The organism is Psychrobacter sp. NPDC078929, assembly GCF_050267985.1.
Lineage (GTDB): Bacteria > Pseudomonadota > Gammaproteobacteria > Pseudomonadales > Moraxellaceae > Psychrobacter.
The window spans coordinates 12,675-25,502 of the sequence record NZ_JBNNFX010000018.1; the positions used below are offsets into that span (position 1 = coordinate 12,675).

Consider the following 12,828-nt stretch of genomic DNA (forward strand, 5'->3'; position numbering starts at 1 on the left):
GTCATTAAATAATGATTGGTTATCGAGTACGGTCGTTGTCATGCAATTAGTGAGTCAGTGTTGTGTTGTAATCGGTTAATAAGCTGATTTATTATCAGCGTTATTAACGCGATGGTATTTAGTGTCACTATTTATTTTATGGTACCGAATAACATTCAGTACAGTATTTTTAATTTGTAGGGCTATATTTGGTAAGTAATACCTCTAAATAAATAACGCGCCCTAAAATCAGATGAAACGTGTCAGGTCAGCAGGATAAATAGTGTCAACCTCTTTACTGGCAAGTAGTAGAAAACTGACAAGCAATAAAATGGTGTTCAACTATTTGTAACAACAATGATTATTGCTGTCGCCTCTGCTTAATTGTCGCTCAACATGCTAAACTATAGCAAATCTTTGTGTAAATACCTAACTAAAAATGACAAACTCAAAAATGACTGACGACGCTACTACCCATGAAGCCCCTGCTATTTTCAATAGCAAAACACGCCCACAAAGCGCTGACGATGAGATTAGCAACTTCGGTAAGGTGAACTACCTCGAAGTAACGCGCCATCAACACGATCAGCGTTTGGATAATTTTTTGTTAAACCGTTTAAAAGGTTTGCCAAAATCACATATCTATAAAATGATTCGCTCAGATGAGATACGTGTCAATAATAAGCGCTGTAAAGCACACGATAGAGTGCAGCGTGAAGATGTGGTACGTATCGCCCCTGTAGAGCTAGCAACGCGCGAAAAACCAATTATTAGTACCGAATTTGCCAAGAGCTTGCTGGCTCGCGTGGTCTATGAAGATGACGGTTTGCTAGTGCTAAACAAGCCCTCTGGTATCGCTGTGCATGGCGGTAGCGGCTTGGACTTTGGGGTTATCGAAGCGATGCGTGAAGTGACGGGTAAAAAATACCTAGAGCTAATCCATCGCATTGATAAAGACACATCAGGGCTACTGATGATTTCCAAAAAACGCTCAACGCTCAAAGTATTGCAGCAGCATTTGGTAGACAAGACCATTCAAAAGCACTATCTATGTCTTGCCAAAGGTCAACCTGCACTTAATGAGCAGCGTATCAATGCGCCATTGCTACGTTATACACTTGCCAGTGGTGAGCGCCGAGTAAAAGTAGATAGCCAAGACCCACAAGCGAAAGAAAGCCAGACTGATATTATTATTCATGATCGCTTTACGATTAATAGTCAGTCAGTAAGCTTAATTGAAGCCAAGCCATTGACGGGTCGCACTCATCAAATCCGTGTGCATTTAGCGCATATCGGTCATGCCATTTTGGGTGATGACAAATATAACGTCCATGATAAATCAGGCGTCCATCGTCTGTGTCTACATGCATGGCGCTTAGACATCCCAGGCTACAAGACTATTACTGCGCCATTGCCAGAAGAGATGGCAGATTGGTTGCCAGAAACAACGAAATTGCCTGAATAGTTTTTCAAAATTAATTCTTAAGCCAAACTATTTTTGTATTTTCTTAAACGTCACGATATCTTATTTTTACGAATAAGCCGCCGTGACGTTTTAGTATCTGCTATTTATTATTGTTATTCATTAAGGTAAATTCATGACCAAACCAGCTACAATTTCAGAACGCATTATAAATGCTCAACCATCAGCAGAACACAATCTGTCTGATAAGACGTTGATTATTTTTGATTGGGACGGCACGTTAATGGATTCAATCGGCCTGATTGTTGATTCTATGCATGTGGCTGGGGAAACACACGGGTTTAAGACGACTGATAAAGCTGTAAAAGACATCATTGGTCTGAGTTTAATGAATGGCATTAAGATTTTATATCCGCAGGCAAACGATGCGCAGTTGCGTGAGATTCAGCAAACCTATGCAGAGTACTATATTGCCAATAGTCATAGTACGCCGCTATTTGAACCGATAGAGCATATGTTGCAAACTTTGCAGCAGCAGGGCAAAACGCTCGCCGTAGCAACTGGTAAAAAAAGAAAAGGGCTAGATCGTGTATTAGATGCCTCAGATAGCCATGATTATTTTGCAATTACGCGTTGTGCTGATGAGTCAGGCTCAAAACCTGATCCGCAAATGTTGACCGATATCTTGGATTATACGCAGCAGCAGGTTTCTGATGCTGTGTTTATCGGCGACAGTATCTATGACATTCAGATGGCAACAGCATTAGGCATGACCAGTATAGCGGTGAACTATGGTACGGCAACAAGTGTAGAGCTTGCTGAGCAAAATCCAACCTATCAGGTTGATACTCCACAAGCGCTAGTGGATTTGCTATGCGGGTAGAGCTACTTTTATAATTCTCGTTATTCTAATAGCACACCGATGATAATAATGAGTGAATAAACAGACAATAAAAAAGGGTTTATCGTAATAGCGATAAACCCTTTTTATTAAAGACAACGATGTTTATTTGTTTTCTTTTTCACCGCTTTCCTTTTCAATAGCGTCTTCTAACTCAGCCCCTTCTAGTAACGCAAAAGAAGACTCAATGATTTTGTCTGCATCAAGCTGATACTCATACCAGTTGCCCATTATTCCAGCCAACTCATCGAGACCTTCTTTTCTGAGAGCCGAAAACAACTGAATGGTACAGTTTAAGCCCAGTTTTTTCAGGCGTTTACGAGTCTCAAGGAGGGCGTTTTTAGAAGCACCGTACTTCAGTTTATCTGCTTTGGTCAGCAGAATATGTACTGGTAGCTCACCATCGTTTGCCCAGTGCAGCATTTGCTCATCAAAAAACTTAAGCGGATGACGAATATCTGTCATCAATACCAGACCTGCAAGGCTTGAGCGTGATACCAAGTATTCTTCTAGCTCAACCTGCCATTCTTTTTTCATCTCTAGCGGAACAGCTGCATAGCCGTAACCAGGCAAATCGACCAAACGTCTGTCAGTATCACCGATACTAAAAAAGTTAATCATCTGCGTGCGTCCAGGTGTCTTAGACGAGCGAGCCAATTGACGCTGATTGGTTAAGGCGTTGATGGCTGATGATTTGCCAGCGTTTGAGCGACCTGCAAAAGCGACTTCCAATCCCATATCAGGCGGACAGAGACGAAAGGTAGGTGCTGACATCATAAACTCAGTTTGTTGAATTTTCTGACGAGATTTGGTATTGAACAAAGCATGTTCAGCGGCGACATCGTTAAACGGGGTACTCATAAATGGCTCATTAATCTTAAAAAATTGGATGCGATTATAAAATTTTAGTCAGCTGATGATTCAAGTCATCGGTGCGGTCAAGTAATTGGTCAAGCGATAGGTAAATCAAGTTAAAAGTATGTTCTTTATCAATAGAGTTATGTGCAAATCATAAAAGTAGCTATTTAATATTACTGGCTATTCTATACTATTCCGTGTCTTACTTATTGAAATAACTGCGATTAGCATCATATAAATAGTAGGATAACATTAAAGTTGGTCAGTCATTAAGACAAGTTCTCAGCTTTAACAAAGCCATATCCAAATTCTCTATGTTTATATGACATATATTGTTACAATGTTTAATGAAGGATGTTTAATAGAACGATTGATGAGACACGTGAAATATCACGAGGAGGTGCTCTATGTTTTCAATCAGTAAACTTCTTAGCACGAGTTATCGCGCTATAACGGCTAGCAGTGCTGCACTATTATTAAGTGGCATTATGATTAGCAGCGCAGGTGCGGCAGATATCGCCACTACCTATAATAACTCATGTGCAGCCTGTCACGATAGTGGGGCATTGAATGCCATCAAAAAAGGTGATAGTGCCAAATGGCAACAGCTGATTAAACAAAAAAGTATGCCGACGCTCATTAAGTCTGTCAAAGGTGGGATGCCGCAGATGCCAGCAGGTGGTCTTTGCGACAAATGTAGTGATGACGACTATCGTAAACTTATCGAATATATGAGCAAATAATCGACTTACAAATATAAGTTAAGCATATAAAATAAAGCGCTGGGTTAATAACCTATCTGCGCTTTTTGTTTTTGCGGCATATTGTATATTGTATTGCCAGAAAACTGATGGATACTATGATTAAGTAGGCAAATGATACAAAGTCTTGCTATAATAATCGAAAATAAACCCTGATGTTAGTAAGTACTTTCAGACTGCTTGTGTCCAAGACCTCAAAATATACGCCATTCTCATGATTAAAGAGACGGCTATATCAGGTATCTTACCAGTGCAATCACTCTAAATAATGCTTACGCCGAGCTAGTAGGATTTGTATCAATGAAAAAGTTAATCGCTGCTGCCAGCTTATGCGTTGCAAGTTTCAGCGTACAAGCTGCTATTATTGTTCCTGAATATGACGTCAATGCAGGTCAAAAAGTTGCAGAAACCGTTTGTGCCGCTTGTCATGGTCTTAATGGCGTCAGCATTGTTCCTGCACAGCCAAACCTTGGCGGCCAAAATGTAAAGTACCTATATAAACAGCTAGTCAACTTTAAAGCAGGTTATCGCAAAAACGGTATCATGCAGTCACAAGTTGCTAATTTGTCTCAGCAAGACCTAGCCAACGTAGCAGGTTATTACGCCAGTCAAGCACCTTGGGGCGTTGGCTACGGCAATCCTGCAACTAACCAAGAAGCGACTAAGCTATTCTTGGGCGGTGATAAGTCGCGCGGTGTTATTGGCTGTGCAGGTTGTCATGGTCCAGATGCTGCAGGTAATACTTGGGCTGCATTTCCAAAGCTAGGCGGACAGCACGCTCAGTATATTGCTACTCAGCTAAAACTATTCCGTGCTGCTGGACGTGTTGATGATATCGATAGCGATGACCAAAAACGAGTCAATGATGCAGCCAAAGAAGGCGAGATGGGTATGATGCAAACGGTTGCATCGAAACTATCAGATCGTGACATTCGTATCCTGTCAGACTATGTAAGTGCTATTCACTAATTGAGTCGCACTGATTCAGTATCTGATACATGCTTTGCGTTGCATAGAAGGCCATTGAGTAAAGCCACTGAGTATTGAATCGCATATTGATTATATCTGAATGACTAAACCCCGATTTCGGGGTTTTTTTATAACTGTTTGTCCCTTATATTAAGACAGTATTTAGATGAATTCATTTACAGAAGCCAGTCGTTGCTCTGTATAATTATAAATTATCGTTATTCACTTTATACCAATTTTCAAAATATGGTTAGCCGTGTCAAACATGTTCAGTCTACCATGCATGGTAATGGCACTTGTTTTGTTTGCTAATCCAGTTTTTGTGAATGGTATTAATTAGATCGTTTGGATTGAAATTATGATGATCCGTTATGCTTCTTATTTTATCGCGGCGCTACTGCCGTTATTGCTATTTCGTTGGTTTGCACCTGCGTCAATTGGTGAGATTGACTTTTGGTTACTATGGCTATTAGCCATGGTATTGGTTGCGCTGCCAGTTGTTTACGCTGAGATAGCATTGGCCTATCGTAGCGTTGAAGGCCCTCTAGCGGGTATGCAAAAGCTCACTCGTGAAGCAGATGTCAGTCCGATCTGGCGTAGCTTTGGTTGGTTAGCGGCATTAGTCTCTATTGTGATTGCAGCGTTGGTTATATCTGGCGCAAGTACAGGTATATTGTCTGCATTAACTGAGCTAAATAGTGTACCCGATGTACCGAACTTCGCAGTTGCTGCAGGCCTGATGGTCATCGCGTTACTCTTAAGCTTGTTGGGTATTGCACCTCTACCTATTGGTTTGGGATTGATGGTGATAGGGTTGCTGCTAGGGTTCGCAAATGGTGTACCAAATGTTGGTTTTGCCATGACTGATGTCAGTTTGACAGAATGGGCACGCGCAGTCGCACTAGCATTGGTCAGTGTCGGTGCGGGTACAGGATTATACTGGTTCGGTCAGAACTTGGTAAGCAGACAAACAGTCACAGCGGTAGAAGCAAACAATCAGCAAGTAAAAAACAGAGCGGCTACTCGTGAGTACCGTGCAACCAAGCTAGTGTTACCGATTTGGGTATTGCAACTGCTGATAGGAGTAGTGGCTTTATTTACTAGTGGTATGTCGCTACCACCAATTGGACAGCTGTTATATTGGGGTGGGGTGTTATTTGTAGCCAGTTACTTGCTACATTACAGTACTCAGCAGTTAACGCATAAGTTTGGATTATTAGTTAGTTTGATAATCACTTTTGCTGTAGCGTTACTATTAGTGGTTGCGATACCGACAGCATGGTTAGTTGGCATCTTGGTCATTATTAGTAGCATTGCTGTACTATTATTATCAGTATTTGCGGGATGGCAGATGAAAATCAGCCATCTACGCAAGTCGTTAAATTTTAGCAATGAAGCAGTTTATAACTTGTGGCGAGTAGCGATACGTTTAGTCGTACCATTAGCATTGCTGCTAGCATTGATAGGTTGGGTGATGCAGTGGTTGAGCTAACAGTCGAAGGTCGTGACAACAGCGTGCCACAGTCTACGCAAGCCAATCTAATGACCGTATATCTGGCGTATGCTGAAGATGAGCAGCGCCAGCATTATCTAGCTTTGCAGGTTAGACAAGATACTAGTTTGCATGAAGCGTTGGCGCAAGCAGGATGGCTTGAGAAATTTGCAGAACTGGCAGCGTGGTGTGAGCAAGTAATAGATATCACCACGCCAACTGCGAAATGTTGGCATGTGGGTATTTATGCACAGAAACAGGCATTAAGCTATTTGCTACAGCCTTTTGATCGTATCGAGGTATATCGCAGTTTAAGCGCTGATCCTATGTCTCAGCGCAAAAATAAATCTCGTAGCTAAACCGTTAACTATCTAAGCTAATAGGTTTCGCTGACTATGATGCTGGCAGACTCTCAATACCTTCGATGCGCGTGACCAAACCATTATCATCAAAGTAAACAACTAAATGCTGGCTAGCATTTTTGACATCTGCGATGCCTTTGCGGCTACCTTCAGTGCCTGCTTTGTAGTCATAGATATAATCCCAGCGTTTAGGTTCAAGAGTATCTCGAATCGCAGGGCTGCCAAGAGTATAAAGAACTTGGTTTTGATTCATACCCACTTTTAGCTTCTGGGCTTGGGTTTGCGTAATCGCTGTGCCTTGTGGCAAATCAATCTTATAAACACTCAATAATGAGCAGCCAGACATAGCAACAGTAGCGCTAAGCATACTGGTGATAACGATCTTACGTAATGCGCTTGTGTGGCTTAACGGACGGAAATTTAATGTCTTTATCATGGTAAGATGACTCATAAGAAATGAATTAGGTGTGGCCAGTGTTAGGTCGTACCAGTCTGACCGACAATCTTGGACAAATGATACGTCATTTACTTGCAATTGCCTACCACTTACGACATTATTTACCAAACACAATCTGAATAGTTAGATTAATTATATTTTAAATTCATAGGCTTGCATCTCGATATTTAGAAAATAATAAGAGAGATGTCTGCGTAAGTTTCATCAGTTTATTATTGATCATTTACTTTATATTAAATAAAAATAATCTTTGTTGATTATTTATCTCATATTTTCTATTTGTTAAGGCTGTCACAGTCAAAAGGGATATTATGGCTTCTTTTACCAATCAAGATTTACGTAGAGCAGGACTCAAGGTCACGTTACCTCGTATCAAAATTTTAGAGCTATTAGAAAGCGCAGAGCTGCATCACATGAGTGCAGAAGAAGTATATAAGGCACTTATCGAGCAAGGTGAAGATGTAGGTCTTGCCACTGTCTATCGTGTCCTAACACAGTTTGAACAAGCAGGTATTGTTGAGCGTCATAACTTTGAAAACAATCTATCTGTATTTGAGATTACCCAAGAAGAGCATCACGATCACCTAGTTTGTGATGTGTGTGGCAAGATTATAGAGTTTCATAATGAAGTCATCGAAGAAGAGCAACTAAAAGTAGCAGAAAAACATGGCTTTAAACTGTCTGGGCATTCTCTCGTGCTATATGGCATTTGTGCGGATCAAGCCTGTAGAGATAGCGCGAAATAATTGTCTAGCGTACTAGTAGAAACGCTTATTTCTACTAGTACTACGATATTGAACAGTAAAAAACCCTCGTTATTTATAACGAGGGTTTCTTTTTATATGTCTATTATGCCTAGAAAGCGCAATAATTTAGCTCACATCTAACGATAAACTATCAGCACCTTCATCTAAATTAGCCTTGCCGTTTTTGCTACTGAGCTTAATTTTTAGGCGTAGATCATTAGGAGAGTCGGCATGTAAAATCGCTTCTTTATACGTTATCTCTCCTTGTTCATACAAATCAAAAAGTGCCTGATCAAAGGTTTGCATGCCACTGTCTCGTGAGCGTGTCATCACATCTTTGATTTCATGGACTTCTCCTTTACGGATATAGTCACTAATCAGCTGCGAATTTAGCAAAATCTCAATAGCAGCGCGTCGTCCTTTACCATCAGGTGTGGGGATAAGTTGCTGCGCGATAATAGCTTGTAGGTTCAGCGACAAATCCATAAACAACTGATTATGGCGATTGGTTTCAAAGAAGTGAATGATACGATCAATTGCTTGGTTGGCATTGTTTGCGTGCAACGTTGCAAACACTAAATGACCTGTCTCAGCATATTGGATAGCGTAGTTCATGACTTCACGGTTACGAATCTCGCCGATTAAGATGACATCGGGTGCTTGGCGTAGCGTGTTTTTTAGGCCTGCTTCAAATGAATGAGTATCGATACCAACTTCACGCTGGGTAATAATACAGCCGCGATGTTTATGAACAAACTCAATAGGGTCTTCTATCGTAATGATATGACCATGAGAGTTTTGATTGCGATGTCCTATCATTGCAGCAAGGGTAGTAGATTTACCTGTACCTGTTGCGCCAACTAATAGAACAATACCGCGTTTTTTCATGGCCAATTCTTTTAGCGCTGGCGGTAAACGTAACTCTTCGACCGTTGGAATGTTGTTTTCAATTTTCCGTAAAATCATTCCTGCCATATCGCGTTGTACAAATGCACTGACTCGAAAGCGAGCTTGTTGCGCCTCGTCAGAGATCGCAAATTGACACTCGTTGGTATCTTCAAACTCTTTTTGCTGGCTTGGTGTCATTACACCTTTGACCAATCTCATGGTTTGTTCAGCACTCAAAGGTGTTCTACCGACAGGTAAAATTTTTCCATTCACTTTCATGGAAGGTGCTACGTCAGCAGTAATAAAAAGGTCAGAGCCATTTTTGCTGATCATTAATTGTAATAGTTTATCAATGTCCATATCGCACCTGTACCAGATGTAAGTCAATTAAAATCATATTTTAAATACGTCAGTAAAAAGTAAAAAAGTAATTACAGAGACCATAAGTTGTTTGTTATTTTTGATGGTATCTGTCAATACTGTCTGTCAGTACTATAAAAATGCCTCAGGTTGCTTGGCATAAGGACGTGCAACATCCTTACTAATGGTTCCTTTACTTACCAAGTTCTTTAACGTCTGATCAAGGGTGATCATGCCATCGCCTGCACCTGTTTGGATGGCAGAATACATCTGAGCGATTTTGTTCTCACGTATCAAGTTACGGATAGCAGGGGTGCCTATCATTATTTCATGGGCGGCTATACGTCCACCTGCTTGACGACGTAACAGGGTCTGTGAAATAACAGCTTGCAACGACTCGGATAGCATAGCGCGGATCATATCTTTTTCAGCAGCAGGGAATACATCAATAACACGGTCAATTGTCTTAGCCGCTGAGCTAGTATGCAAGGTACCGAATACTAAGTGACCAGTTTCTGCTGCCGTCAATGCCAAACGGATAGTCTCAAGGTCACGTAGCTCACCAACCAAAATAACATCGGGATCTTCACGTAGGGCAGAGCGCAATGCTGGCTCAAAACCCAAAGTATCACGGTGTACTTCACGCTGGTTAATCAAGCTTTTCTTAGATTGATGCACAAATTCAATCGGATCTTCGATAGTTAAAATATGCTCTTTACGGCTTTCGTTAATATAGTCAATCATCGCCGCAAGTGTTGTTGATTTACCTGAGCCTGTTGGGCCTGTGACCAATACCACACCACGCTTAAAGTCTGAAACGCGTCTAAAGACATCGCCCATACCTAAGTCTTCCATCGTTAATACTTTGGAAGGAATGGTACGGAATACAGCGCCTGCACCGCGGTTTTGATTAAAAGCGTTGACACGGAAGCGTGCTAGATTAGGAATTTCAAAAGAAAAATCCGTTTCAAAAAACTCCTCAAAGTCAGCACGTTGCTTATCATTCATGATGTCATAAATAAGCTGATGCACGACCTGATGGGTCATCTCTGGCATATTAATACGTGTCATTTCACCATCAACACGTATCATTGCCGGCATACCCGCTGAAATATGTAAATCTGACGCCTTATGCTTAACCGTAAAGCGCAGCAAGTCTTCGATATTAAGATTATTTTTTTCAGCCATAATTTGATATTCCTATCACTTAGTCTAGGTAAGACAAAACACTATAAAAGTACGTGGTAAACTATCTATCGATAGCCTTAGTATAATAAGAGATGATAAGAAGCTCACCAGTACAGGTCTTTACCATCACTAGCATATTCAGCAGCATATGTTAAAGCATGTAACAATATCATAACAAGACTATGAGTATTTAACCATCTACTAAATTAAGAAAAAATAGAACTGGATCGTTTTAAAATAACTCTTATAGGAGTTATTTCTAATTTACTTTTAAAAATCGGATAGTTATGTTTTTTTATAATAAAAATTGCAGAAAAAAATTTCAAAAAATTAATCAAGCAATAAGGGCAGAATATGAAGGAAATGAATGGCAATATTGATGAAGTGACACTTATCGATAATTGGCAACAAGTTAGTAAGCAGATGAAGCAAGCGTGTGATCATGCTGACAGACAGGCTGATAATGTTATGCTGCTGGCTGTTTCGAAAACGAAACCTGCCGATATGATCGCAACTTTAGCGAAGCAGGGACAGTGTGATTTTGGTGAAAACTATCTACAAGAGGCCATCGCAAAAATTACTATTCTTAAAGCCCAGCCTGTAGGCAAGAGTATCGTTTGGCATTATATCGGTAGTATTCAGCGTAATAAGACACGTGACATTGCAGAGCACTTTGATTGGGTGCAAACGGTTGAGCGCGATATCATCGCCAAACGATTGAATGACCAACGACCAGCTGACCTGCCACCATTGAATGTGTTGATCCAATTAAACATCGATAACGAAGATAGCAAGTCAGGATGCCTGCCAGCCCAGTTGCCAGAGCTGATAACAGCGATCAAAGGCTACGAGCGTTTGCAGCTACGTGGTCTGATGATTATTCCTGCTAAAGCAAATACGGATGCCTTTGCTCGAACTAAGCAGTTGTTTGAAGAGATCAAAGCTGACCATTCAGAGTTAAGTGGTTGGGATACGCTTAGTATGGGTATGAGTGGTGATATGGCGGAAGCGATAGAAAATGGCACAACGATGGTACGTGTCGGCACTGCTATCTTTGGTCAGCGTGCTTAAAGCAATGTGAAGAAGCTAGTTAAGCATCCTTTAACTAGCCAGTAGATTAAATGACATCTTCTAATTTGGTGACTAGCATCTGCGTAATTTTAAGATTATCAGTCGCGATAATCTCAAATCGATAATTGGCATACTCAATCGTGTCGGTCTTTTTAGGGATTTTTCGGAGCATATACATCATAAATCCACTGATAGTTTCGTAATTTTGACTTCGTGGTAAGTCGACGATATCTAATGCACGAATCACATCTTCTATAGGGGTCATGCCATCGATTAGCCACGAATTGTCAGTGCGCTGGACAATAGGTTGTTCTTCTAGCGTTACCAACTCACCCATCACAATACTCATCACGTCCTTTAAGGTGATAATGCCAACGACTAGGGCATATTCATTCACGATGACCGCAAAATCAGCGCCAGTAGATTTAAACATTTCTAATACTTCAAACAAAGACAACGTATCAGGCACGAAAAGTGCTGGTTTCAATAGAGTCTTGTTTGTCAGGCTAACTTCTTGTTGGTTCAAAACCAAAGCCAAAAAGCTACGAGATTCCACATAACCAACGATATGTTCTAAATCATCATCATGGCAGACCAAGAACTTATTGTGTGGCTGCTCAATCATGATATTCACGACTTCTTCGGTACTTGTCTTGGTATCAAAATAAACGATATTTTCTCGAGGATTCATCACTGAGGTGACGGTACGCTCCTGCATATCAAAGATGTTTTCGATCAAGTGATGCTCTTGCTTCTTTAGTACACCCGCTTCAGCACCAGCATCCATCACTGCATAAATATCTTCTGGTGTCATATCATCTTGACGTATGGTTGAGATGCCAAAAAGCTTAAACAGGATATTCGCAGCCCCATCGAACACCCATATAATGGGCTTTAGTATAAATATCAACAACATCATCGGGCGTACGAGCCGTACCGCTATCGTCTCAGCATTTGACATGGCCAAACGCCTAGGCATTAGGTCGGCAAGTAGTGAAAACAAACTCGTGATAAGTACAAATGATATAACTGATGCTATCGTTTCACTATTTAATAACTGCTCGAGATAAGGACTAATGGCCGACTCACCCACGGCACCAGCTGAAATAGCGACCGCATTTAGTACTATTTGTACAACGGTGATAAAGCTACCAGGATGCTCTTGCATATTGAGCACATCAAGTGCGCGAACATCGCCTTCTTTTGCCATAATTTGGAGCTTGATTTTGCGGCCTGCGGCGATGGCAATCTCGGCAGCAGAGACAAAGGTGCTTAAGGCAAGCAGTAAAAGAAGAAAAACACTAGCGGTTAGCAAACTCATGACGTACTCGAAAAAGGAATAAAGATAATTAAGGCAAAATAGTTAGTGAAAC

Annotated in this window: 13 protein-coding genes; 8 read left to right on the plus strand and 5 right to left on the minus strand. The window is 40.9% G+C overall.

Going from position 1 to position 12,828, the window contains the following annotated elements:
- The first annotated feature begins 433 nt into the window (after window positions 1–433).
- Window positions 434–1,444, plus strand: a complete 1,011-nt coding sequence (locus ACQKCG_RS10365; protein ID WP_134292600.1) for an RluA family pseudouridine synthase — start codon at window positions 434–436, stop codon at window positions 1,442–1,444.
- A 133-nt stretch (window positions 1,445–1,577) separates the two neighbouring features.
- On the plus strand, window positions 1,578–2,285 hold the full coding sequence (locus ACQKCG_RS10370; protein WP_134292599.1) for an HAD family hydrolase: 708 nt from the start codon (window positions 1,578–1,580) through the stop codon (window positions 2,283–2,285).
- Between the two features lie 123 nt (window positions 2,286–2,408).
- Here ACQKCG_RS10370 and yihA read toward each other — a convergent pair whose 3' ends face one another.
- On the minus strand, window positions 2,409–3,164 hold the full coding sequence (gene yihA, locus ACQKCG_RS10375; protein WP_134292598.1) for a ribosome biogenesis GTP-binding protein YihA/YsxC: 756 nt from the start codon (window positions 3,162–3,164) through the stop codon (window positions 2,409–2,411).
- A gap of 404 nt (window positions 3,165–3,568) precedes the next feature.
- On the opposite strand from yihA, the gene ACQKCG_RS10380 reads away from it, so the two are divergent.
- The 4 genes from ACQKCG_RS10380 (at window position 3,569) to ACQKCG_RS10395 (ending at window position 6,742) form a co-directional block, all read left to right on the plus strand.
- Window positions 3,569–3,904 carry a c-type cytochrome gene (locus ACQKCG_RS10380; protein WP_057758239.1) on the plus strand — a complete coding sequence of 112 codons (336 nt, stop codon included), beginning with the start codon at window positions 3,569–3,571 and terminating at the stop codon, window positions 3,902–3,904.
- 318 nt (window positions 3,905–4,222) lie between these two features.
- Window positions 4,223–4,891 (plus strand): c-type cytochrome, encoded by a 669-nt coding sequence (locus tag ACQKCG_RS10385; RefSeq protein ID WP_101205531.1) that lies wholly within the window; start codon window positions 4,223–4,225, stop codon window positions 4,889–4,891.
- Between the two features lie 358 nt (window positions 4,892–5,249).
- Entirely contained in the window at window positions 5,250–6,383 is a 1,134-nt protein-coding gene (locus ACQKCG_RS10390) for a hypothetical protein (RefSeq protein ID WP_134292597.1), read from the plus strand.
- On the plus strand, window positions 6,371–6,742 hold the full coding sequence (locus ACQKCG_RS10395) for an RnfH family protein (RefSeq protein WP_227543688.1): 372 nt from the start codon (window positions 6,371–6,373) through the stop codon (window positions 6,740–6,742). The genes ACQKCG_RS10390 and ACQKCG_RS10395 overlap by 13 nt, the downstream gene beginning before the upstream one ends.
- Before the next feature lie 34 nt (window positions 6,743–6,776).
- On the opposite strand, the gene ACQKCG_RS10400 is transcribed toward ACQKCG_RS10395, so the two are convergent.
- Entirely contained in the window at window positions 6,777–7,196 is a 420-nt protein-coding gene (locus tag ACQKCG_RS10400) for an outer membrane protein assembly factor BamE (protein ID WP_057758247.1), read from the minus strand.
- A gap of 317 nt (window positions 7,197–7,513) precedes the next feature.
- On the opposite strand from ACQKCG_RS10400, the gene fur reads away from it, so the two are divergent.
- Window positions 7,514–7,948: a ferric iron uptake transcriptional regulator gene (gene fur, locus ACQKCG_RS10405; RefSeq protein WP_057758249.1), complete on the plus strand. Its 435-nt coding sequence runs from the start codon at window positions 7,514–7,516 to the stop codon at window positions 7,946–7,948.
- 126 nt (window positions 7,949–8,074) lie between these two features.
- On the opposite strand, the gene ACQKCG_RS10410 is transcribed toward fur, so the two are convergent.
- Together ACQKCG_RS10410 and ACQKCG_RS10415 are read right to left on the minus strand one after the other, a co-directional pair.
- A complete protein-coding gene (locus tag ACQKCG_RS10410; protein WP_134292596.1) occupies window positions 8,075–9,196 on the minus strand; it encodes a PilT/PilU family type 4a pilus ATPase in 1,122 nt (373 codons plus the stop codon).
- A 132-nt stretch (window positions 9,197–9,328) separates the two neighbouring features.
- A complete protein-coding gene (locus ACQKCG_RS10415) occupies window positions 9,329–10,384 on the minus strand; it encodes a type IV pilus twitching motility protein PilT (protein ID WP_057758253.1) in 1,056 nt (351 codons plus the stop codon).
- A 354-nt stretch (window positions 10,385–10,738) separates the two neighbouring features.
- Between ACQKCG_RS10415 and ACQKCG_RS10420 the strand changes: the two genes are divergently transcribed.
- Window positions 10,739–11,455 (plus strand): YggS family pyridoxal phosphate-dependent enzyme, encoded by a 717-nt coding sequence (locus tag ACQKCG_RS10420; RefSeq protein ID WP_134292595.1) that lies wholly within the window; start codon window positions 10,739–10,741, stop codon window positions 11,453–11,455.
- Window positions 11,456–11,501: 46 nt separating this feature from the next.
- On the opposite strand, the gene ACQKCG_RS10425 is transcribed toward ACQKCG_RS10420, so the two are convergent.
- A complete protein-coding gene (locus tag ACQKCG_RS10425) occupies window positions 11,502–12,776 on the minus strand; it encodes a hemolysin family protein (RefSeq protein WP_134292594.1) in 1,275 nt (424 codons plus the stop codon).
- Window positions 12,777–12,828 lie beyond the last annotated feature (52 nt).

What these genes read in the sequence shown, in the direction of transcription:
- ACQKCG_RS10425 (WP_134292594.1), bottom strand. Translation starts at nt 12,776, where the DNA reads ATGAGTTTGCTAACCGCTAGTGTTTTTCTTCTTTTACTGCTTGCCTTA.
- ACQKCG_RS10415 (WP_057758253.1), bottom strand. Translation starts at nt 10,384, where the DNA reads ATGGCTGAAAAAAATAATCTTAATATCGAAGACTTGCTGCGCTTTACG.
- ACQKCG_RS10420 (WP_134292595.1), top strand. Translation starts at nt 10,739, where the DNA reads ATGAAGGAAATGAATGGCAATATTGATGAAGTGACACTTATCGATAAT.
- ACQKCG_RS10385 (WP_101205531.1), top strand. Translation starts at nt 4,223, where the DNA reads ATGAAAAAGTTAATCGCTGCTGCCAGCTTATGCGTTGCAAGTTTCAGC.
- ACQKCG_RS10400 (WP_057758247.1), bottom strand. Translation starts at nt 7,196, where the DNA reads ATGAGTCATCTTACCATGATAAAGACATTAAATTTCCGTCCGTTAAGC.
- ACQKCG_RS10390 (WP_134292597.1), top strand. Translation starts at nt 5,250, where the DNA reads ATGATGATCCGTTATGCTTCTTATTTTATCGCGGCGCTACTGCCGTTA.
- ACQKCG_RS10370 (WP_134292599.1), top strand. Translation starts at nt 1,578, where the DNA reads ATGACCAAACCAGCTACAATTTCAGAACGCATTATAAATGCTCAACCA.
- ACQKCG_RS10380 (WP_057758239.1), top strand. Translation starts at nt 3,569, where the DNA reads ATGTTTTCAATCAGTAAACTTCTTAGCACGAGTTATCGCGCTATAACG.
- ACQKCG_RS10410 (WP_134292596.1), bottom strand. Translation starts at nt 9,196, where the DNA reads ATGGACATTGATAAACTATTACAATTAATGATCAGCAAAAATGGCTCT.
- yihA (WP_134292598.1), bottom strand. Translation starts at nt 3,164, where the DNA reads ATGAGTACCCCGTTTAACGATGTCGCCGCTGAACATGCTTTGTTCAAT.
- ACQKCG_RS10365 (WP_134292600.1), top strand. Translation starts at nt 434, where the DNA reads ATGACTGACGACGCTACTACCCATGAAGCCCCTGCTATTTTCAATAGC.
- fur (WP_057758249.1), top strand. Translation starts at nt 7,514, where the DNA reads ATGGCTTCTTTTACCAATCAAGATTTACGTAGAGCAGGACTCAAGGTC.